The organism is Eikenella sp. Marseille-P7795 (assembly GCF_916618725.1).
GTDB lineage: Bacteria > Pseudomonadota > Gammaproteobacteria > Burkholderiales > Neisseriaceae > Eikenella > Eikenella longinqua.
Genome location: NZ_CAKAJZ010000002.1, coordinates 196,655 through 217,476 on the forward strand (window position 1 = coordinate 196,655; position 20,822 = coordinate 217,476).

General features: G+C 59.8%; 22 protein-coding genes, 1 other RNA gene and 1 pseudogene. 12 read left to right on the forward strand and 12 right to left on the reverse strand.

Translation table 11 applies throughout. The features are described from left to right. The first annotated feature begins 169 nt into the window (after positions 1-169). On the forward strand, positions 170-955 hold the full coding sequence (locus LG371_RS04290) for a hypothetical protein (protein WP_225747813.1): 786 nt from the start codon (positions 170-172) through the stop codon (positions 953-955). A 206-nt stretch (positions 956-1,161) separates the two neighbouring features. Here LG371_RS04290 and ruvX read toward each other — a convergent pair whose 3' ends face one another. From ruvX to LG371_RS12240, 3 genes are read right to left on the reverse strand one after another with little or no spacing between them, the layout of a single operon-like run. After that, complete coding sequence (ruvX, locus tag LG371_RS04295) at positions 1,162-1,617, reverse strand: Holliday junction resolvase RuvX (RefSeq protein WP_067589754.1); 456 nt, start codon at positions 1,615-1,617, stop codon at positions 1,162-1,164. Then, a complete protein-coding gene (locus LG371_RS04300; RefSeq protein WP_225747814.1) occupies positions 1,610-2,158 on the reverse strand; it encodes a YqgE/AlgH family protein in 549 nt (182 codons plus the stop codon). The genes ruvX and LG371_RS04300 overlap by 8 nt, the downstream gene beginning before the upstream one ends. Before the next feature lie 54 nt (positions 2,159-2,212). Then, the gene (locus tag LG371_RS12240; RefSeq protein WP_255593073.1) at positions 2,213-2,335 is read right to left on the reverse strand and encodes a hypothetical protein; all 123 of its coding nucleotides are present in this window, start codon (positions 2,333-2,335) and stop codon (positions 2,213-2,215) included. Between the two features lie 4 nt (positions 2,336-2,339). Here LG371_RS12240 and LG371_RS04305 point away from each other — a divergent pair, with 4 nt between their 5' ends. Both LG371_RS04305 and LG371_RS04310 read left to right on the forward strand, forming a co-directional pair. Beyond that, positions 2,340-2,528 (forward strand): hypothetical protein, encoded by a 189-nt coding sequence (locus tag LG371_RS04305; RefSeq protein ID WP_225747815.1) that lies wholly within the window; start codon positions 2,340-2,342, stop codon positions 2,526-2,528. A 15-nt stretch (positions 2,529-2,543) separates the two neighbouring features. Continuing rightward, on the forward strand, positions 2,544-3,413 hold the full coding sequence (locus tag LG371_RS04310; protein ID WP_305054841.1) for a low specificity L-threonine aldolase: 870 nt from the start codon (positions 2,544-2,546) through the stop codon (positions 3,411-3,413). Positions 3,414-3,447: 34 nt separating this feature from the next. Here LG371_RS04310 and LG371_RS04315 read toward each other — a convergent pair whose 3' ends face one another. The 3 genes from LG371_RS04315 to LG371_RS04325 form a co-directional block, all read right to left on the reverse strand. Continuing rightward, positions 3,448-3,840, reverse strand: a complete 393-nt coding sequence (locus LG371_RS04315) for a hypothetical protein (protein ID WP_225747816.1) — start codon at positions 3,838-3,840, stop codon at positions 3,448-3,450. Positions 3,841-3,855: 15 nt separating this feature from the next. Beyond that, the gene (locus tag LG371_RS04320; RefSeq protein ID WP_225747817.1) at positions 3,856-4,269 is read right to left on the reverse strand and encodes an alpha/beta fold hydrolase; all 414 of its coding nucleotides are present in this window, start codon (positions 4,267-4,269) and stop codon (positions 3,856-3,858) included. Between the two features lie 257 nt (positions 4,270-4,526). After that, positions 4,527-4,925: a hypothetical protein gene (locus LG371_RS04325; RefSeq protein WP_225747818.1), complete on the reverse strand. Its 399-nt coding sequence runs from the start codon at positions 4,923-4,925 to the stop codon at positions 4,527-4,529. A 136-nt stretch (positions 4,926-5,061) separates the two neighbouring features. Here LG371_RS04325 and gpmI point away from each other — a divergent pair, with 136 nt between their 5' ends. The 7 genes and pseudogenes from gpmI (at position 5,062) to LG371_RS04360 (ending at position 12,353) form a co-directional block, all read left to right on the forward strand. Next, on the forward strand, positions 5,062-6,582 hold the full coding sequence (gene gpmI / locus LG371_RS04330) for a 2,3-bisphosphoglycerate-independent phosphoglycerate mutase (protein WP_067589766.1): 1,521 nt from the start codon (positions 5,062-5,064) through the stop codon (positions 6,580-6,582). 63 nt (positions 6,583-6,645) lie between these two features. Continuing rightward, on the forward strand, positions 6,646-7,236 hold the full coding sequence (locus LG371_RS04335; protein ID WP_225747819.1) for a manganese efflux pump: 591 nt from the start codon (positions 6,646-6,648) through the stop codon (positions 7,234-7,236). Between the two features lie 21 nt (positions 7,237-7,257). Beyond that, on the forward strand, positions 7,258-8,586 hold the full coding sequence (locus LG371_RS12330; protein WP_305054839.1) for a murein hydrolase activator EnvC: 1,329 nt from the start codon (positions 7,258-7,260) through the stop codon (positions 8,584-8,586). 285 nt (positions 8,587-8,871) lie between these two features. Continuing rightward, entirely contained in the window at positions 8,872-9,756 is an 885-nt protein-coding gene (locus LG371_RS04345) for a hypothetical protein (protein ID WP_225747820.1), read from the forward strand. Positions 9,757-10,081: 325 nt separating this feature from the next. Further along, complete coding sequence (locus tag LG371_RS04350; RefSeq protein ID WP_225747821.1) at positions 10,082-11,524, forward strand: S41 family peptidase; 1,443 nt, start codon at positions 10,082-10,084, stop codon at positions 11,522-11,524. A 58-nt stretch (positions 11,525-11,582) separates the two neighbouring features. Next, a pseudogene (locus tag LG371_RS04355) lies at positions 11,583-11,690 on the forward strand (IS5/IS1182 family transposase); the annotation flags it as partial. A 132-nt stretch (positions 11,691-11,822) separates the two neighbouring features. Continuing rightward, entirely contained in the window at positions 11,823-12,353 is a 531-nt protein-coding gene (locus tag LG371_RS04360) for an inorganic diphosphatase (RefSeq protein WP_225747822.1), read from the forward strand. Positions 12,354-12,618: 265 nt separating this feature from the next. Here LG371_RS04360 and dxs read toward each other — a convergent pair whose 3' ends face one another. Beyond that, positions 12,619-14,493 (reverse strand): 1-deoxy-D-xylulose-5-phosphate synthase, encoded by a 1,875-nt coding sequence (gene dxs, locus LG371_RS04365; protein ID WP_225747823.1) that lies wholly within the window; start codon positions 14,491-14,493, stop codon positions 12,619-12,621. Positions 14,494-14,644: 151 nt separating this feature from the next. On the opposite strand from dxs, the gene rsgA reads away from it, so the two are divergent. Together rsgA and LG371_RS04375 are read left to right on the forward strand one after the other, a co-directional pair. After that, a complete protein-coding gene (gene rsgA / locus LG371_RS04370) occupies positions 14,645-15,520 on the forward strand; it encodes a ribosome small subunit-dependent GTPase A (RefSeq protein WP_067589790.1) in 876 nt (291 codons plus the stop codon). 187 nt (positions 15,521-15,707) lie between these two features. Further along, positions 15,708-15,902 (forward strand): hypothetical protein, encoded by a 195-nt coding sequence (locus LG371_RS04375; RefSeq protein WP_067589793.1) that lies wholly within the window; start codon positions 15,708-15,710, stop codon positions 15,900-15,902. A gap of 49 nt (positions 15,903-15,951) precedes the next feature. Here LG371_RS04375 and ffs read toward each other — a convergent pair. The 5 genes from ffs to LG371_RS04400 form a co-directional block, all read right to left on the reverse strand. After that, an RNA gene (gene ffs / locus LG371_RS04380) (signal recognition particle sRNA small type) lies at positions 15,952-16,049 on the reverse strand. Between the two features lie 244 nt (positions 16,050-16,293). After that, complete coding sequence (locus tag LG371_RS04385) at positions 16,294-17,163, reverse strand: endonuclease/exonuclease/phosphatase family protein (protein ID WP_067589796.1); 870 nt, start codon at positions 17,161-17,163, stop codon at positions 16,294-16,296. 156 nt (positions 17,164-17,319) lie between these two features. Continuing rightward, complete coding sequence (locus LG371_RS04390) at positions 17,320-17,868, reverse strand: carboxymuconolactone decarboxylase family protein (protein WP_067589799.1); 549 nt, start codon at positions 17,866-17,868, stop codon at positions 17,320-17,322. 241 nt (positions 17,869-18,109) lie between these two features. Further along, positions 18,110-19,822 carry a proline--tRNA ligase gene (locus tag LG371_RS04395; RefSeq protein ID WP_225747824.1) on the reverse strand — a complete coding sequence of 571 codons (1,713 nt, stop codon included), beginning with the start codon at positions 19,820-19,822 and terminating at the stop codon, positions 18,110-18,112. A gap of 142 nt (positions 19,823-19,964) precedes the next feature. Then, complete coding sequence (locus LG371_RS04400; protein WP_225747825.1) at positions 19,965-20,768, reverse strand: outer membrane beta-barrel protein; 804 nt, start codon at positions 20,766-20,768, stop codon at positions 19,965-19,967. Between the last annotated feature and the right edge of the window lie 54 nt (positions 20,769-20,822).

Here is a 20,822-nt window from a genome sequence, read left to right on the forward strand (position 1 = left end):
AGAAGCAGAGTTTCTGCGCAGTTAAAACGATGTCTTGGCGCAGCCAAAGCAGAGTTTCTGCAACGCTAAAAACTGAAAACAACTTTTTCAGGTAGCCCTTTCCCCTTGAAGGCTACCTGAAAAACCGTTTACCATCCGCCCCACCGCACACCACACTCAAGGAAACAACATGAAACTCCGCATCCCCGCCGCCCTCCTTCCTGCCGCCGCAGCCGCCCTATTCTGGGCACAACCCGCGGCCGCCCAATGCAACGGCCACACCTGCAACGGCGTGCCCACCCACATCCTCCACGAATCGCAGCAACGCGCCATCGAGCAAGCCCGGCAAAGCCAATACCAGCGGCAGCAGCGCGAACAGCAAGCCCTGCGCGGCCCCCGCCCCATGACGGCCGAAGAAGAACGCGCCCTCGAAATCGTATTCAACGGCGACCCCAAAGCATCCCGGGGCTGCAATCCCACCCTGCAAGACGGCCGCCTCTCCTGCTGGGAATACATCAACGACCCCAGAATGAGCATGGTCTTCTTCTCCCACGTTACCCCAGTCACCGACCTGAACGACTGCATCCGAAACCCCCGGAGCTGCCACAGGCACGGCCTGAAATACACCTACGGCACCGACGGCCGACTCTACGACATCGAAATCTACGACCGAGGCATCCTCCCCAAAGGCGAAAACCGATACGATTTCCTCCCCAACGGCAGCGTTGAAGTATCCGACCTCAAACGCAGCAACGACCGCGACAACCTCCGCAACAGCTACACCATCACCCCCGACGAAGCCCTGCGCCGCCTCGGCCTGCCGCGCAGCCTACTCAACATCGGCCGCCTCACGGTGAACACCAGGCTGCTGGCCGGGAAAGCCGCCCAACTGCCCGCCGGCTGCCCCGGCACCGCCGAAAGCGGCTCGTGGTCTGCCGTGTGCAACATCAACCTGCTGTGGAAAAACGGCAGATAACACCACCGCCCGAGCATGGCAAAGGCTACCTGAAAACCCGTTTCCGGTTTTCAGGTAGCCTTTTTATTGGCCGCAGGGGGTGCTTGCTGCCTGCAAGCCGTTCAAGAAACGGCTTTTCAATACGCGCCAACCGGCAACGCCAAGCGCATGGGCAAGCAGTTGCCCGCCTGCTGCAAATATTTTTCAGGTAGCCTGCCGCCCTGCCGCTAGCCGTGGAATTCTTCCACCCAGCCGCCTTCGAAAAAGCCCTGCAAAATCGCCTGCGCGGCCACTTGGTCGAGCGCGGGCTTTTGTTTGCGGCCGCGCAGCCCAGCTTCGTTGAGCAGGTCGGAGGCGTAGAGGGAGGTGAGCCGCTCGTCGGCCCAATACACAGGCAGGCCGAAGCGGCCGTGCAGGCGGTGGCCGAAACGCCGTGCCAGGCGGGTGAGCTCGTGCTCGCTGCCGTCGGTGGAGAGGGGCAGGCCGACCACGAGCTGCACGGGCTGCCATTCGCGGATAAGCTCGGCGATGGCGGCGAATTTGCTGTTGTTGTCGGCGCCGCTAACGGTGGCGAGCGGGTGGGTGATGCCGAGCTCGGCGTCGCCTTGCGCTACGCCGATGCGGGTTTCGCCGAAGTCAAAGGCGAGGGTGGTGCCGCGGGGGATGGTGGGGGTGTTAGGCATGGCCGCCGATGCGGATGAGTTGTTCGGGGGTGATGTTGAGCAGGGCGAGGGCGGCGTGGTAGCGCTGGTCGGCAGGGAGCTCGAACAGGATTTGCTCGTTGGCGGGCACGGTGAGCCAGCTGTTGTCGGCCAGTTCGCGTTCGAGCTGGCCGGCGCTCCAGCCGGTGTAGCCCATGAAGAGGAGGGATTGCTTCACTTGCTGTTCGTCGTGCAGGTGGTTGAGGATGTCGCCGGAGGAGGTGAGGGCGAGATTGTCGTTGATGGCGATGCTGCTGAGCCAGTTGCCCACGGGGGTGTGCAGCACGAAGCCGCGGTCGGCCTGCACGGGGCCGCCCACCAGGATGTATTCGTCGGCGGGGCGCACGGGCAGCTCGTGCTGCTGGGCGGTGAGCACTTGGCGCAAGGGCAGCGGGGAGGGTTTGTTGATGATTACGCCCATGCAGCCTTCGGCGGAGTAGGAGCAGATGTACACCACGCTCTCGGCAAAGAAGTTATCTTGCATATCGGGCATGGCGATGAGGAAGTGGTTGCTTAAATCCATGATGGCTCGGCGTGTGTGGGAATAGGGTTGGATTATATAGCGGTTGTGCCTGATTTAATACTGCGCGGCGGGCGTTGGGCGGCGGTTTTTCAGGTAGCCTGTTTGGCGCTTGAGGCTACCTGAAAATAGCGAGCCTCCCGCTGCCGCCTTATAATCTCGCTTTTTTACAGGGAACACCGCCATGCCTTCCTTCGGCAACGACTACCTCGCCGGCTGCCTCCCGGCCATCCTCGAGCGCCTCGCCGACACCAACCTCGAGCAAACCCCCGGCTACGGCCTCGACCCCTATTGCGAATCCGCCCGCGCCAAAATCCGCGCCGCCATCGGCAGCGAAACGGCAGATGTGCACTTCCTCGTGGGCGGCACGTAAACCAACGCCACCGTAATCACCCACATCCTGCGCCCGCATCAAAGCGTGATCGCCGCCGCAGAAGCCCGCATCGCCACCCACGAAACCGGCGCCATCGAAGCCGGCGGCCACAAAGTGCTCGCCCTGCCCTCAGCAGACGGCAAGCTTAGCGCACGGCAAGTGCAGGATTTCATCCAGCAATACTACACCGGTAGCAACATCAAAGAACACATCGTCCAGCCCGGCATGGTGTATGTATCCCAGCCCACCGAGCTCGGCACCGCCTACAGCCACACCGAGCTTGCCGCCCTCGCGCAAGTATGCCGCCGCCACGGCCTGCCCCTGTTTGTGGACGGCGCCCGCCTCGGCTACGCCCTGCAACCCGAAGTGAGCGACCTCACCCTGCCCGCCCTCGCCGAGCTGGCCGACGTGTTCTACATCGGCGGCACCAAATGCGGCGCCCTGTTCGGCGAAGCCGTCGTCATCACAAACGATGCCTACCAGCCCCATTTCCGCGCCAGCATGAAACAACGCGGCGGCCTGCTCGCCAAAGGCCGACTGCTCGGCATCCAGTTCGACACCCTGTTTACCGACAATCTGTACCAAACCATCTGCCACGGCGCCATCGCCCACGCCCGCCGCATCCGCCAAGCCTTCGAAGCGCGCGGCATCCGCTTCTATGACGCCTCCACCACCAACCAGCAATTCCCCATCCTGCCCGAAGCTCAGGCCGACTATTTCATCCGCGAATTCGGCTTCGCCGCCTACTGGCCGGCAGAACACGGCTGGCAAATCGTGCGCTACTGCACCAGCTGGGCCACCACCGAGCGCGATGTGTCCGCCCTGCTGCGCGCCATCGAAAGCCTATCACCATCTGAAAATAAGGACGAATCGACACAAAAATAAGCGAGCCCGCTGCATTACGCTGGCTCGCCTTAAATTATTCCATTCTCAATCCATATGCTGCTCGACTCCTCTTTTGCAAATCATCAACAGCCTGGATAAAGATCGCTGCTTTTTCAGCATGGATATCGTGGCCACTCTGAATGTTATCTATTAAGTGATTGTTTGGTAAAAGTCTGTCCACTCGCTTAGCATCCTCGCCATCCATGGCACTCAAGAGAATGCCCTCTTTATCATAATAACCTTTCTGATTCGATGGCGGAGCCACATGAAGCAAAATAGACGGACATTGGACTTTTTTCAAGATTTCTTCCTGATGAAACCCCTTGAACCAAGAAAAATCATAAAACGTAGTGCCAAAACGAAAATCATAGCTTCCTGTTCCATCCTGCAGATTGGCCGTCAAATCATAAATTAAGTTTATCTGCAATCCTGGCGGATAATATCAAATTCTAGGAATCTGACCTGGGTGGGACTTCATATACTTTAGAGCAGGATTTTTAACAATCTTATTAAAGTTTTCTTGGCCAAAAATCGACCTTAGATAAGTATGCTCCAAAAAATAAGCCGTATAATTTTTTTCACCATTTTTAAAAAAATCATACATATCTTTAAAGCCTAACCAAGCAAAAGTAGATGTTGCCCGATTGGGTTCAGTTGAAAAGAACGGCGCATCTTCTATTAACAACCCTCTAACAGACTCAGGAGCCAGTGCAGCTATTACAGTTGCAAGAAGACCTCCTGATGAATGCCCTGAAATCAAAACAGGTTTTTTGATAATATTCTTGATAAACCAAATCCTGACTGTTTTCAAGGGCTGTATATTTGGCTGGATTTTTACTAGACCCACCATGCCCATAACAATCTATGACATAAACATGATAACTCTTGGACAATTCTCCAAAAACCTTCGCATAATCCTTCCAATCAACCTGCTGTCCGTGAATCAAGAGAAGAGGCTGCCGCCCATACTTAGGTCCTTCGCCATAATTAATAACGGATCCATCAGGTAAAATCACTTGCTTTTCAACAATTCTAGCTCGCTGGATTCGGTAAAGATTAATTTTATCATAATAAAGATTGTGACAAACAAAACAAGCCAGACCAACCAGCAAACTAGCTAGAAATAGCAAAACCAAAATCATTATGCTCTCCTTTCCAGTGATATAACCCTACTTTAAATGCTGCATGGTTTGCGTGAAGAACCTTGCCAAAAAAGGCCTCGGTGCGCCGCTTTATCTCGGGAAATCGGGATACTTTGTCTCGAATAAAATCAAAATCCATCCGCCCAATATCGGCCGACTCCAGCTGAACCGCCACCGGCATCCCCAGAAATTTTCCGATCAGGAAAACACTGCCCGCCGTCTCTTCCCACACCATTTCCCATGCGCCCAAAGGCGTGGCCAAGCTATCCATCATCATTCCTCCTATACCAAACGCCGCCAGCTTATACCGCATTCCGCCGCACCGCCAGCCCAGGCTACCTGAAAAACGCAGTTTCAACTGAATGAACACAAACGCAGCCAGTTTCCGCACAGCCAAAACCAATTTTCAGGTAGCCTTCCGCTTGCCAGCCCGCCATCCCCGCATTCAATTCCCACCCAATCCGCTATATAATGCCCCATCCCCACACCATCCGAAGCGCACACCCATGAGCACGCTCACCAAACCCATCGTCCTCCTCATCCTTGACGGTTTCGGCCACCGCCTCGAAGGCGACGACAACTCCGTCCTCCTCGCCCGCACCCCCAACCTCGACCGCCTCAAAGCCCAATACGCCTACGGCACCATCGACGCCTCCGAGCGCATGGTCGGCCTGCCCGCCGGCCAGTTTGGCAACTCCGAAGTCGGCCACCTCAACATCGGCGCCGGCCGCGTGGTGGAGCAAGACATCACCCGCATCGACATGGCCATCGAAAACGGCAGCCTCGCGCACAATCCCGCCCTCACCGCTGCTTGGCAAGCGCCCACGCACACCGTGCACCTGCTCGGCTGTTTCTCCGACGGCGGCGTGCACAGCCACATCGAGCACTTCTTCGCCGTGGCCGACGCCGCCATCGCCGCCGGCGTACAGAAAATCGTATTCCACCCCTTCCTAGACGGCCGCGACACCCCGCCGCAAAGCGCCGAAGGCTACCTGAAAAGATTGCAAAGCTATTGCCAGCAGCACCCGCAAGCGAAAGTGGGCAGCGTGATCGGCCGCTTCTTCGCCATGGACCGCGACAACCGCTGGGAACGCGTGGAGCAGGCCTACCACGCCCTGTTCGGCCAAGCCAAATTCCAAGCCGGCACCCCGCTGCAAGCCCTCGCCGCCGCCTATGAACGCGGCGAACACGACGAATTCGTGCAGCCCACCGTGATCGACCCCGCCTGTGCCCTGCACGACGGCGACGCGGTTATCTTCATGAACTTCCGCGCCGACCGTGCCCGCGAGCTTACCCAAGCCCTGCTGTTCGACGATTTCCAAGGCTTCGAGCGTCGCCAGCGCTTCCACCCCGGCTACTTCACCTCGCTCACCAGCTACGGCAAGCAATATGACTTCCCCGTGCTCTTCGCCCAAGAAAGCATCCGCAACGGCCTGGGCGAATACCTCTCCGCCCAAGGCATCAGCCAGCTGCGCATTGCTGAAACCGAGAAATATCCGCACGTTACCTATTTTCTCAGCGGCGGCCGCGAAGAGCCCTACCCCGGCGAAGAGCGCATCCTCGTGCCCTCGCCCAAAGTGGCTACCTACGATTTGCAGCCCGAAATGAGCGCGCCGCAAGTGTGCCAGCACATCCTCGACAGCCTCGCTGCCAAGCGTTTCGACGTGATCTTGTGCAACTTCGCCAACGGCGACATGGTCGGCCACAGCGGCGTGCTGGCCGCCACCATCAAAGCCGTGGAAACGCTGGACGACTGCGTGGGCAAAATCGTGGCCGCAGTGCAGGCCGCCGGCGGCGAAGTGCTGATTACCGCCGACCACGGCAACTGCGAGCAGATGTTCGACCCCGCCAACGGCCAGCCGCACACCCAGCACACCACCAACCCCGTGCCCTTCCTGTATGTCGGCCGCCCCGCCCGCATCAAATCCGGCGGTGCGCTGAAAGACATCGCCCCCACGCTCCTGGCCATGCTCGGCCTGCCCAAGCCGCCCGAAATGAGCGGCGAGAGCCTGATTGAGTTTGCCTGAGCGCGCATCACGCCCAACCCGTAAAAGGCTACCTGAAAATTTCAGGTAGCCTCCCCGAGCGCCATGAGCTTCCTCACCATCCTCGCCCTCGCCTTCGGCATGTCGATGGACGCCTTCGCCGCCGCCATCGCCCAAGGCGCCGCCATCGGCAGCCCCACCCGCCGCGGCATCCTGCGCACCGCCGCCGTGTTCGGCAGCGTGGAAACCGTTACCCCGCTTATCGGCTGGGCGCTCGGCTCGGTGGCACAGCGCTACATCGACGACTGGGACCACTGGATTGCCTTCACCCTGCTGCTCCTGCTCGGCCTGCGCATGATCTACGGCGGGCTGCGTGCCGGCCACGGCGCCGAAGAACACACCGCAAACGGCCGCTCCTGCCCACGCCACCCGCCCGGGCGCCTCATGCTCGTGGCCATCGCCTTCGCCACCAGCATCAACTCCATGATTGTCGGCGTCGGCCTCGCCTTCCTCGAAGTCAACATCCTGCTCACCGCGCTGGCCATCGGCTTCGCCACCACCCTCATGGCCGCCATCGGCATCCGCCTGGGCAGCCTGCTCGGCAGCGCCATCGGCAAACGCGCCGAAATCCTCGGCGGGCTCGTGCTCATCGGCATCGGCATCCTGATTTTGGCCGAACACCTGCACAGTCCCTAACCACCGTTTTCAGGTAGCCTCATGAACCCCAGCAAAATCCTCATCCCGCTCATCCTCCTGCTCACCGGCCTGCCCGCCCCCGCCGCCCCCAAAGACGACCTGCGCCAAGTGCAGCGCGCCATCCACGAAAGCCACCGCAAACTCCAACAGCAGCAAAGCGAACAGCGCCAGCTGCAAAGCAACATCCGCCAAACCCAAAGCGAGCTCGACAGCATCCGCCGCGAGCTCGACCAGCTCACCCGCCGCCGCCAAACCGCCTGGCGCGAGCTGCAAGCCATGCAAGCCAAGCTCGACAGCCTGCAAACCCGCATCCAAGGCACCCAAGCCCAAGCCGCCCGCCTGCTCAACAGCCGCTACCGCCAACCCCAGCCCAACGCCGTCACCCTCTTCCTGCAAAACACCGACCCCCAGCAAAAAGGCCGCCGGCTCGAATACTTGCGCCACCTCAACCAAGCCAACAGCCAAGCCCTCGCCCAGCTCCAACACAACCGCCAAGAGCTCAAACAGCAGCAAGACAGCATCAACCAGCAGCTCCAGCGCCTCGACAGCCTCAAACGCCAGCAGCAAAACACCGCCGCCCGCCTCGGCCGCCAGCAGCAGCAACAGCAACGCCAACAGCAAACCCTCGAACAAGACATCAGCCGCGAAACCGCCAAGCTGCACACCCTGCGCCAAAACGAAAGCCGCCTCAACAACCTCATCGCCAGCCTCAGCCGCCGCTCCGCCCAGCGCCAAGAAGCCCAACGCCGGCAACGCGCCGCCGCAGCCCAACAGCGCCGCCAGCAGCAAGCCGCCCAGCAAGCCCAAGCCCGCAGCCAGCCCAAGCCCCAAAGGCTACCTGAAAGCGAGCGCAGCGAGCTTCGCCAAAACGACCCCGCCGCCCCGCCATACAACACCCCCAACCCCAACACCCTCACCGCCGAAGACCTCGCCCTAGAAGCCCCCGCCGCCCCGAACCGCAAAGCCAAGGTTTCAGCCGCATGCAAGGCCGCCTGCCCCGCCCGTGGGTGGCAGCATCAGCGGCCGCTTCGGCCAAGCCGCCCCGGCGGCGGCACCTGGAAAGGCCTCTTCATCAGCACCCCGCCCGCCCCCGTGCGCAGCATCGCCGCCGGCGAAGTCGCCTACGCCGCCCCCCTGCAAGGCTACGGCAACACCGTCATCATCGACCACGGCGACGGCTACCTCAGCATCTACACCGGCCTCTCCCAAATCAGCGCCGGCAGCGGCAGCAGCGTATCCCCCCGCCAAACCATCGGCCGCAGCGGCAGCCTCCCCGGCGGTGAAAACGGCCTCTACTTCGAAATCCGCTACCGCAACCAAGCCATGAACCCCGCTTCATGGGTAAACTAGCCAAGCCGCGAGCAAAAATTTCAGGTAGCCTTCCCGCTTCCCAAAAGGCTACCTGAAAACAACACCGGCATGCCATCAGCGCAGCAGGTCGGTCATCCATTCCCGATAATTTTCAAATGCCGATAATAAGCCGTACATTTATCCCCGGCCCGCTCCAATTTTTCAGGTAGCCTTCTCAGCCCGAAGCCAGCCAAACCCAGCCCCTCCCGTGAGCAAAGATTAAGGTAAAAACAACAGCCCGTCTTACCAAACTACCGTTTCCCCAGCACCAAAGAACCCTTCAAAATGTACATCGCCCCCGAATTTATCCGCCCGTTTCCCCCGCCCGAAGACGTGTTCTCCGACGACATCGAGCGCCACGCACAATTTTTCCTGCCCATCTGCTCGCTGAACCTGCGTTTTATCCAGCCCGAACACGGCGACTACTGGCTGCATTTCGTCCAGCCCGCCGACATTTACGACGGCAGCATCGGCGAAAACACCCAGCCCTTCCACAGCCGCTACAATTTTGAAGACAGCATCTGCTTCGATGTGGATGCCGGCGGCAAATACCGCTTCAGCGGCGATTGGCGCTTTTTCGATGCGGAAACCGAAATCCCTGCCGACGTGATCGCCAAAGCGCGGGAGAAAATGGAAAAACACCATATCTCTTGGCAACGCGCCCTGCCCCAGCCCTACCGCATGATCGACTTCGACGGCATACACCACGCCCGCGAGCAAAACCATCAGGCTTATCAGCTTATTAAAGCCTTCTATCTGAAACACGGCCGGCTGCCGCTTTCGCTCTACGGCTGGGGAAAAGCCGTGGCCGGTGCCGAAAACTCGTCGGCAGCCTTGGCCGCATTCGAACAGTTCGACCAAGCAAATGAGCAAGAATATGTGCGGCACAATATGCCCGCCCCCTACCAAACCGAGCTGTTGCAAGACGCAGGCGGCCTCAGCCCCGATCTCCAAGCATGGATGAAAGAAGACGGCTTCAGCAACATAAACGAACTGATGCAGCATGGTTGCGGCAATTTGGAAAACCCGCCCCTGCGCGATGACGGGCGCGTGTTCGACTACATCGGCTGGCTCAGCGGCCACCGCTTCCAAGAGAGCGGCTGCGACGAACTCTTCTTGTTCTTCGACCACCGCAACCAAAAAGCCGTGATACGCCTGGTGTACAGCTGACAGTGCTTGGCCGCCCGCCGGCACAGCCCGTGTCGGAGTGCGCCGCAATTTCGGTTTTCAGGTAGCCTGCCCGCCCACTCTAAGGGCTACCTGAAAACACAAGCGCCACAAAGCCCAAACACCCGCCATATTTTTCAGGTAACCTTTTCCGGCCATAGCCGCCATTTAGCATTTATTTACCCCCACCCCCTTGCTGGAACAGGCAAATTTGCCTAAAGTTCAGCCTTCCGAGCCGCACGGCAGGCTACCTGAAAAAAGACAGCGCCCGCCGCAGCCCCATACTCCGGCTCGCCTTAGCAAAACCCGAAAGAGATACCCACCCATTATGTCCAACAACACATTCAAAAAAATCGCCCTCTACACCCTCGGCACATTCACCGGCATCGCCGTGAGCCTGAGCGTGCAGAGCGTGGCCGAAACCCGCAGCCGCCAGCCCCTGCCCGTGGATTCCCTGCGCACCATGGCCGAAGTGTACAGCCAGGTGAAAGCCAACTATTATCAAGACAAAACCGACGAAGAAATCCTCGAAGGCGCGCTCAAAGGCATGGTGTCCCACCTCGACCCGCACTCCGAATACATGAACACCAAAGACTACGCCGACCTGCAAGAAAACACCAAAGGCGAATTCGGCGGCCTAGGTATGGAAGTAAGCTCTGAAAACAACTTTGTCAAAGTCGTCTCCCCCATCGAAGACACCCCCGCCGAACGCGCCGGCATCCAAAGCGGCGACTTCATCATCAAAATCGACGACGCCTCCACCCGCAACATGAGCGTGAACGACGCCGTGAAACGCATGCGCGGCGAGCCCGGCACCAAAATCACCCTCACCCTCACCCGCAAAGACGCGCCCCAGCCTATCGTGATCACGCTCACCCGCGCCGTCATCAAAGTGCGCAGCGTGCGCCACGATCTGATCGAGCCCGGCTACGGCTACCTGCGCATCAGCCAGTTCCAAGAGCGCACCGTGCCCGCCATGGTGGAAGCCCTGCAAGCCATGCGCCGTAGCAACGGCGGCCCGCTCAAAGGCCTCGTGCTCGACCTGCGAGACGACCCCGGCGGCCTGCTCAACGGCGCTGTGGGCGTATCCGCCGCATTCCTGCAAAACAACCAGCTCGTGGTGAGCACCAAAGGCCGCAACGGCCAAGAAAACATGAGCCTCAAAGCCACCCCGTCCGACTACCAAATCGGCAGCGTCGGCAACCCCCTCGCCGGCCTGCCCGCCGAGTTTAAAAACATCCCGATCACCGTGCTCATCAACTCCGGCTCCGCCTCCGCCTCCGAAATCGTGGCCGGCGCCCTGCAAGACCACAAACGCGCCGTTATCGTGGGCACCCAAAGCTTCGGCAAAGGCTCCGTGCAATCCGTGATGCCCCTCTCCAACGGCGGCGCACTGAAAATCACCACCCAGCTCTACTACACCCCCAACGGCCGCTCCATCCAAGCCCAAGGCATCATACCCGACGTGGAAGTGGCCGACAAAACCCGCCGCTACGAAAGCCGTGAAGCCGACCTCTCCGGCCACCTGAGCAACCCCAACGGCGGCAACGAAGTGCGCGGCCGCTCGCTACACAGCAGCACCGAAGCCAAAGCTGCCTCCGAGCCCGCCGCCAAAGAAGAAGCCGACAACAACCCCGCCACTCGCTACAAGCCCAACCCGGCCAAAGACGACCAACTGCGCCGCGCATTGGAGCTGGTGAAAGCCCCGCAGCAATGGCGCGCCGCCCTCGGCCAAGCCGCCACCCGCCCGGCCAAGCCCATCGAACACTAAACCGCGCGGCAAACCACACAGGCTACCTGAAAAGCGCTTTTCAGGTAGCCTGTGGTTTTATAGTGGATTAAATTTAAATCAGGACAAGGCGACGAAGCCGCAGACAGTACAGATAGTACGGCAAGGCGAGGCAACGCAGTCCTGGTTTAAATTTAATTCACTATATTCAACTTTCCACGCAAGCCGTAAAGCAACAAACTTTTCAGGTAGCCCAAATCCCACTCCGCCTATAGCCTATGCCGCCGATGGGCGTTATAATCCGCCCTTCCCAACCGTTTCAAACACAAAGGAAAACACAATGGCAGATTTCAACCAAATCCTCGACGCCGGCAACGTAGACGGCGGCATCATCAACGTAGTCGTGGAAATCCCCCAAGGCTCCAACCAAAAAATCGAATGGGACCGCAAACTCGGCGCCATGAAGCTCGACCGCATCGAGCCGCAAATCTTCGCCAAACCCACCAACTACGGCTTCATCCCGCAAACCCTCGATGAAGACGGCGACGAGCTCGACGCCCTCATCATCACCGACCTGCCCCTGCCCACCGGCATCTACATGGAAGCCAAAGTCATCGGCGTGATGAAATTCGTGGACGACGGCGAAGTAGACGACAAAGTCGTAGTCGTGCCCGCCGATGACCGCCACAACGGCAACGTCATCAACACCCTGGCCGACCTGCCGCCGCAGCTGATCAAACAAATCGAATTCCACTTCAACCACTACAAAGACCTGAAAAAACCCGGCACCACCAAAGTCGGCCACTGGGGCGACATCGAAGAAGCCAAAGCCGTGATCCGCGAATCCCAAGTCCGCTGGAAAGCGCAATAAACCCATTCAGGCTACCTGAAAATCAAAGCCGTTGTTCCCATTGGAGAACAACGGCTTTATTGCCGCCTGCCCAAGCAGCAGATATTTTTCAGGTAGCCTGCACTCTTTACCAACCCGTTTCCATAATAATGGGTGAGGGCAACTCGTCCGAATTCCATTGGGCGGCTCCATGCACCAAAGCCCACCTGTTCAGCACAACAAAAGGCTACCTGAAAGATCGCATTGCTCATTTTCAGGTAGCCTCATCTGCTTTGCCGGAATATCCCTACCCCTGCTCCCACTCGGCCACCCGTGCCGCAATTTTCTCTGCGCTCAAGCCCAAGTCGCTCAGCAGCAGGGCGGGGTCGCCGTGGCCGGTTACGATGTCTTCGATGCCCAGCAGCAACACGGGCAGGCGGCAGCCCTGTTTGGCCAGCACTTCCAGCACCGCGCTGCCGGCGCCGCCCTGCACCGCGTTTTCCTCAATGCACACCAGCCACTGGTGGCTGGCGGCCAGCTCGGCAATCAGCGCTTCGTCCAGCGGTTTCACAAAGCGCATATCGGCCACCGTCCAATCGGCGGCTTCGGCGGCCTGCAAGGCGGGCTGCACCATGCTGCCGAAGGCCAGCACGGCGGTGCCTTTGCCCTGCCGCCGCAGCACGCCCTTGCCCAGCGGCACGGTATCCAAACCGGCCGGCGAAGCGGTGCTGCCGCTGGCGCCGCGCGGATAACGCACGGCGGCGGGGCCGTCCAGCGCGTAGCAGGTGGAGAGCAGCAGGCGGCATTCTTCGCCGCTGCTGGGCGCGGCCACCACCATATTGGGGATGCAGCGCAGGAAGCTCAAATCGTAGGCACCGGCGTGGGTGGGGCCGTCGGCGCCGACGATGCCGGCGCGGTCGATGGCAAACAGCACCGGCAGGTTTTGCAGTGCCACATCGTGCACCAGTTGGTCGTAGGCGCGCTGGAGGAAGGTGGAATAAATCGCTACCACGGGCTTCATGCCGCCGCAGGCCAGGCCGGCGGCAAAGGTAACGGCGTGCTGCTCGGCAATGCCCACGTCGAAATAGCGCTCGGGAAAGCGCTGCTCGAATTCCACCAGCCCGCTGCCTTCGCGCATGGCGGGCGTGATGGCGGCCAGTTTGTCGTCTGCCGCGGCCTGGTCGCACAGCCATTGGCCGAAAATCTGGGTGTAGCTCAAAGGGGCGGCCGCGCCGCTCACCGGGCCTTGGTCGGGGTTGAATTTGCCCACGGCATGAAAGCCCACGGGGTCGTTTTCGGCCAGCTTGTAGCCCTGCCCTTTTTGCGTGAGCACGTGCAAGAGCTGCGGGCCTTTGCGCTGCTTCATTTCTTTGAGCACGGCCACCAGTTGCAGCACGTTGTGGCCGTCCACCGGGCCGGTGTAGCTGAAGCCGAAGTTGTCAAACAGGGAATCGGGGCGGATGCGCGAGCCGTCGAGCACGCTCTTGAGCCGCTGTTCCACCTTTTGCGCGATGTGCAGCGCGCCGGGGAGCTTGTCGAGCACTTTTTCGGATTTGTGCTTGATATTGCGCAGGGTGCTGCGCCAGTCTTTGGCCTGGCTGCCGGCAAGGTATTTGGGAAAGGCGCCCACATTGGGGGAAATCGACATTTCGTTGTCGTTGAGGATAACGAGCAGGTCGGTATCCATGTCGCCGGCGTTATTCAGCGCTTCGAAGGCTTGGCCGGCGGTCATGGCGCCGTCGCCGATCACGGCCACACTGCGCTTGGGGCTACCTGAAAGTTTGTCGGCCACGGCCATGCCCAGCGCGGCGCCGATGGAAGTGGAAGAATGCCCTACGCCGAAATCGTCGTATTCCGATTCGCAGCGCTTGGGGAAGCCGGCCAGGCCGCCGTATTGGCGCATGGTGTGCATGCGGCGGCGGCGGCCGGTAAGCACTTTGTGCGGGTAGCTTTGGTGGCCCACGTCCCAAATCAGGTGGTCGTTGGGCGTGTCGTACACATAATGCAGCGCCACGGCCAGCTCCACGGCGCCCAGATTGCTGGCGAAATGGCCGCCGGTTTTGCTGATACTGTCGAGCAGGAAGGTGCGCAGTTCGGCCGCCAGCTGCGGCAGCTGGTCTTCGCGCAAACGGCGCAAATCCTGCGGGTAGTCGATGGTGTCGAGAAGCGGCGTGGTGGTCATGGTGTGGCGTTTCCCTGTTAGTTTGGGATAATTTAGTCGGGATAAATAAAACAGGATTATATAGCCATTCCGCCCGGCACGGCAGGCAAATTAGCCTTGGCGCGGCAAAGCTTGCTATGATGGCGGCTTCCCAACCCGCGCCCGCCCCGCCATGACCGACACCGCCCAAATCATCACCAGCTATGGCCGCCGCTTCATCGTACGCACGCCGCACGGCCAAACCTTCGAAGCCACCACCCGCAAAAAGCGCGTGGACTTCGCCTGCGGCGACCAGGTGCACATCACGCCGGTGAACGGCGAGCAGGCGGTGATTGAAGACTTCCTGCCGCGCCGCAGCCTGCTCTACCGCCAAGATGCTTGGAAAACCAAGCTGATTGCCGCCAACGTGAGCCAGCTCTTGATTGTGCTGGCCGCCGTGCCCACGCCCAGCGAGCCGCTGCTGCAACGCGCCCTGCTGGCGGCAGAAGCGGCCGGCATCCGCGCGGTAATCGTGCTCAACAAAACCGATTTGCCGGAAACGGCACAATGGCGTGGCAAACTGGCGTTTTACGAAGGCTTGGGCTACCCCGTACTCGCCGTCAGCGCCGTGCGCGATGCCGCCGCCCTGCTGCCGGTGTTGAGCGGGCACACCAACATCCTGCTCGGCCAAAGCGGCATGGGCAAATCCACCCTCATCAACGCCCTGCTCGGCCAAAGCATCGCCCGCACCAACGACATCTCCAGCGCCCTCGATTCCGGCAAACACACCACCACCCATGCCCAGCTCTACGACCTAAACAACCACACCCACATCATCGATTCCCCCGGCTTGCAGGAATTCGGCCTGCACCATCTTCAGGTAGCCTCACTATTGCACTATTTCCCCGATATGCGCCACCTCATCGGCCAATGCAAATTCCACAACTGCACCCACCGCCAAGAGCCCGGCTGTGCCGTGAAAGCCGCCGCCGAAGCCGGCCAAATCCGCCCCGACCGCCTCCAGCTTTTGCAGCAGCTCACCGACGAATTGTCGGCAAAAAAATGGTAATACACTGTTTTGCAAACACTTGTTTTACCTACACCTCTATATTTACATTGCCCCGCCTATCTTTACTTTTCCCAAACTTGCGCAAACAAAACAGATAATTTAGTATTCCCCCCATCAAGCAAACTGCCGGATAACGTTGAACAATTATCCCATTTTGCCGGAATAGCTAAATAAAGAGAGGTAAATCATGACAAAAAAAACCACCAACTACGTCGTTACCATTGCCGACGCAATGAACGCCAGCCGCAGCCGCCAAGTGCTGCTGCAACTGCCGCGCGAAGAAATTCGCTACCTGAACCAAGCCGAATTTAAAAAATTCGTGGCAGAGAAATGCAACGTCAGCTCGCTGAAAATCCACTCCATCGAGCGCTTCTACAAATAAGCAAGCAAACAAAACCGCTCTGGCAGCAACCGGAGCGGTTTTTCTATGGGGTGGCGAGCCGGAACCCCGGCACTGCCGAATTCGAGATGGGCTGCTTGCTTCCGCACCTGACCCCTTGTCCCAAACCTGCATGCGGGGAGACCCGCCATAGAGAGCGCGAATTATACGGAGGCCTCGCCGATTTGCCAAGCCAAACCTGCTCAAGGCTACCTGAAAACGAAGTTTCCGAAGGAAGCTGAGTTTCTGCGAAGCTAAAACGGCGCCGCGGAGTTTCCGCAAAGCCAAACCAAACCCCTTTGCCAAGCGCCAAATTTTTCAGGTAGCCCCAAGCCAAGCAAAGGCTACCTGAAAACCAAGCTCCAACAAAATTCAAACCGCACGCCACCCAAGCTCACCGATACTCCACCCGCAACGCCCGATGATCCGAATGCCGCCACGGCAAAGGCCGCACCGCCGCAGCCAAATTCTTCGCCAGCACATGATCGATATTCAGGAAAAACGGCTGCCATGTCGGCGTGAAATAGCGCGTGGCCGGCTGCGCGCCGCTGGTGTGCACAAAACGGCGGAACAGCGGCGAAAACGGGCTGCTGTTGAAATCGCCCACCGCCAGCGCGCGCGGTTCGGCAGCTATGGCAGCGGCCGTTTCGGCCAGATAAGCCTGCCGCGCCGCCGCCAGCTCGCTGCTGATGGGCGGCGGCGGGTGCAGCGCATACACCGCCGTGCCGTCTGCCGTTTGGGCGCGTATATAGGGGTAATCGCCCAGCATGCGCACTTCGCAGGCCGCCAGCGGCGCACGGCTCCACAAGGCCAGCGCAAACGGGCTGTGTTCACGGCGCTCGCAGCCGTGCGGATACGCCTCGCGCAAAGCCTGCCAGCCCATATCGTCCAAATTGATTTCGCCCAGCGCCAATATGTCCGCCCCTTCCGCGAGCAGCGCCGCGCCCTCTTCCGCCGCGGCCGGATTATCCAAATGCACGTTGTACCACACCAGCCGCGAGCCGCCCTGCCCCGCTGAGGGCAAAGCAAACGGCTGCGCCAGCCATAGCAGCGATGCCGCCGCACAACCCAGCCACACCGCACGCCACCGCCGCTGCGGCCACAGCGCCGCCAAAGCAAACACCGCCGCATAATACGGCAGGAAATGGCTAAACAGCTCCGCCAGCCAATGCAGACCGCCAAGCTGCCCGATGATTACGCCCGCCAAGCTGAGCAGCGCGAGCAGGTGCAAACGGCGGCGGAGAAACGCAAGAATTTTGTGCATACGCCATTCAGTGAGAGAAAACGTTTCAGACAAAGCCCTATTATCCTGCAAACAGGCTACCTGAAAAAGCATGGGCACAGGCGGGCAAAAGAAACAGCCGGAAAGCAACGATGCGTTTCCAGCTGTTTGTCCGATTTTCAGGTAGCCTCAAGCGGCTTAGGCGTAATCCTGCAATTCGGGGTTGATGGCGGTTTGCGCCAGGTTGTTGGTGTAGTTGCACAGGGTGGCCAGCGCCACGCCCATCACCACTTCCACCGCCTGCTGTCGGTTGTAGCCTGCATCCAAGAAGGCTTGCAGTTCGGCATCGGACACCGCGCCTTTTTTCGCCATCACGGCTTGGGTGAAGGCGGCCAGGGCGGCGAGTTTGGCATCGTCGAAGGCGGCGGGGTTCAACTCGCGGGAAGCTTGGATGGCCTGCTCGGAAAGCAGCTTTTTCAGGGTGGCGATTTTGGTGTGGCCGGCCACGCAGAAGCCGCATTCGTTGGTTTTGGCGGCGATAATCTGCACCACTTCCACTTCGCCCGGGGTGAGGCTGTTGGCAGCATTGAGCTTGCCCACTTCCTGATAAAACGCCAGGGCTTCGGGCGCATTGGCGAGCACGCCGATGAGGTTGGGGATGAAGCCGTTGGCCTTGAGCGCGGCTTCCACGCGCGGCTTGGCGGCTTCGGGGGCGGTTTCGACGGTGTGGATGGGGAGGCGTGCCATGTTTGGGTTCCTTTATGTGTGGTTGGGAAAGAGCGGGATTGTAGCGGAAAGCAGGCGGGAGGCTAAATAATCGTTTGTTTGGAGAGATAGAACGTTCGGGCATAAGGGCTACCTGAAAACGTGGGCTTCAAAGCAAGTTAAAGCGTTGCATTGGCATAGCCAAAACTGAGTTTCTGCCAATCTGAAAAGAAAGAGGCTACCTGAAAACTGTTTTTCAGGTAGCCTCTAATCCGCTGCGGCATTAGGCCAGCAGGGCTTTCAGCTTGGCGGCAATCTCGCCCGCGGCCACCAATTCGGTTTCGCCGCTGCGCCGCTCGGTGTATTCCACTTTGCCTTCTTTCAGGCCGCGGTCGCCGATGGCGATGCGGTGCGGGATGCCAAGCAGCTCGGAATCAGCCAGCAGCACGCCGGCTCGTTCGTCGCGGTCGTCGAGCAGCACATCGATGCCGGCGGCACTGAGCTCGGCGTAGATTTGGTCGGCGACAGCGCGCACGGCTTCGGATTTTTTGTAGTTCATCGGCACGATCACGGCTTGGAAGGGCGCCATGGCGTTGGTCCAGATGATGCCGCGCTCGTCGTTGTTTTGCTCGATGGCGGCAGCCACGATGCGGGTGATGCCGATGCCGTAGCAGCCCATTTCCATGATTTGCGATTTGCCGTTGTTGTCGAGGAAGCTGGCTTTGAGGGCGGCGGAATATTTGTCGCGCAGCTGGAACACGTGGCCGACTTCGATGCCGCGCGCGAGTTTCAGGTAGCCTTTGCCGCAAGGGCTGGGGTCGCCTTCCACCGCGTTTCGGATGTCGGCAAATTCGGGCTCGGGGCAGTCGCGGCCGAAGTTGAAGCCGGTGTAGTGCCAATCGTCTGCGTTGGCGCCGATTACCGTGTCGGCCAGTTTTTCCACGGCGAAGTCGGCATACACTTTGCCGGCAAAGCCCACGGGGCCGAGCGAGCCGCCGTTGGCGCCGAATTGGGCTTGGATGGCTTCGGGCGAAGCCATGGCCAGCGGGCTTTTCACGCCGGGCAGTTTTTCGGCTTTGATTTCGTTGAATTCGTGGTCGCCGCGCAACAGCAGCAGCACAAGTTCGCCTTCTTCTTCGCCTTCCACCACGATGGATTTGAGCGTGCGCTCAATCGGGATTTGCAAAAATTCCACCAGCGCGGCGATGGTTTTTACGCCCGGAGTGTGCACTTTCGCGAGCGTTTCTTGCGCGGGGGCGCGTTCGCCGCTTTGGCGCAGGGTGGCGGCGAGCTCGATATTGGCGGCGAAATCGGATTCGCTGCTGTAGGCAATCACGTCTTCGCCGCTCTCGGCCAACACTTGGAATTCGTGCGAGCCGGTGCCGCCGATGCTGCCGGTGTCGGCGGCCACGGGGCGGTAGTCGAGGCCCAGGCGGTCGAACACGCGGCAGTAGGCGTCATACATGGGCTGGTAGCCGTCGCGCACGAGGGATTCGTAGTCGGCGTGGAAGGAATAGGCGTCTTTCATGATGAATTCGCGCGCGCGCATCACGCCGAAACGGGGGCGGCGCTCGTCGCGGAATTTGGTTTGGATGTGGTAGAAGTTTTTCGGCAGCTGCTTATAGCTGGTGATTTCTTTGCGCACGATGTCGGTAATCAGCTCTTCGCAGGTGGGGCTGAAGCAGAAGAGGTTGTCGTGGCGGTCGGTGATGCGCAGCAGTTCGTCGCCGTAGAAATCCCAGCGGCCGCTTTCTTTCCACAAATCGGCAGGCTGAATCACCGGCATCAAAAGCTCGATGGCGCCGGCGCGGTTCATCTCTTCGCGCACCACGGCCTCCACTTTGCGCAACACGCGCAAGCCCATGGGCATCCAAGTGTAGAGCCCGGAGGCGTTGGCTTTGATCAGGCCGGCGCGCAGCATGAGCTTGTGGCTGGCCAGCGCGGCTTCGGTGGGGGCTTCTTTGAGGGTGGAAATGAAGAATTGGGAGGCTTTCATGGCGGTGCTTCTTTGCTTGGATTGGGGAAGTGGGAAATTGTATCAATGTTTCAGGTAGCCTGAAAGGCGGGGCGGCCGGCTGTTTGGGAAAAGAAAACCCCTTGCCGCTTGGCGGAAAGGGGTATAGCTTGGGCCGGGCGGTTTAGAAACGCAGCCCGCCGCGGATGCCGAAGGAATGTTGGCGGGTTTTTTCCACTTCCACGGTTTCGCCTTCGTGGGTGAAGCTGGTGGCTTTATCCCGTGTGTAGCGGTAGTAGGGGCCGAAGGTGAGGCTGAGGCTGTCGTTCAGCTGCTTGTTTACGTCCACACCCAGGCCGAGGCTGTAGCTGTTTTGCTTGTATTTGCCGTCGCTTTCATACTCGATTTGGGTGTATTTGTCTTCCACGCGGCGGTGTACGCTGACTTTGGCTTCGCCCCACGGCGTGATGCTCCAGCCGCTGCCCAGCTGTTGCTCGTATTCGGCATGCGCTTTCAGATAGAGGTTGTTGGCGCGGGTGTCTACGGCATCGCCGTCAGGATCAACCTGGTGGCTGTGCAAATCGGTTTTGCCGTGGCTGTAGCCCACACCGCCACCCACGCGCAAACCGCCGTTTTTAAAGCCGGAAGGGGAATACAGGTAGCCGGCATACACATCTACATTATGGGTGTTGGCGCCATTGATGATTTTCTCGCCTTCCACCTTCACATCGCTGTCGCGGTATTCGTAGCCCAGTTCGGTGCGGATGGCGTGCTGGTCGGCCAAGGGCAGGTCGGCGCGGCCTTGCAGGGTTACGCCGTCGCCGCTGGTTTTGAGCGGGTCGGTCTTGGCGTGGCTGTACACATAACCCAGCGATACGGTGTAGCGGCCGTCGTTAATCGGATGAATCGGCGTGCCTTCTTCGGCGGGCGCGGCCTGCACGGCGGCCGACAGAGCCAAAACGGATAAGGAAATCAAAGTTTTCTGCATATTTCTCTCCAAGGTTTGCAGGGAACGGCACGGCTGGATTGATTCCGCCGTGAT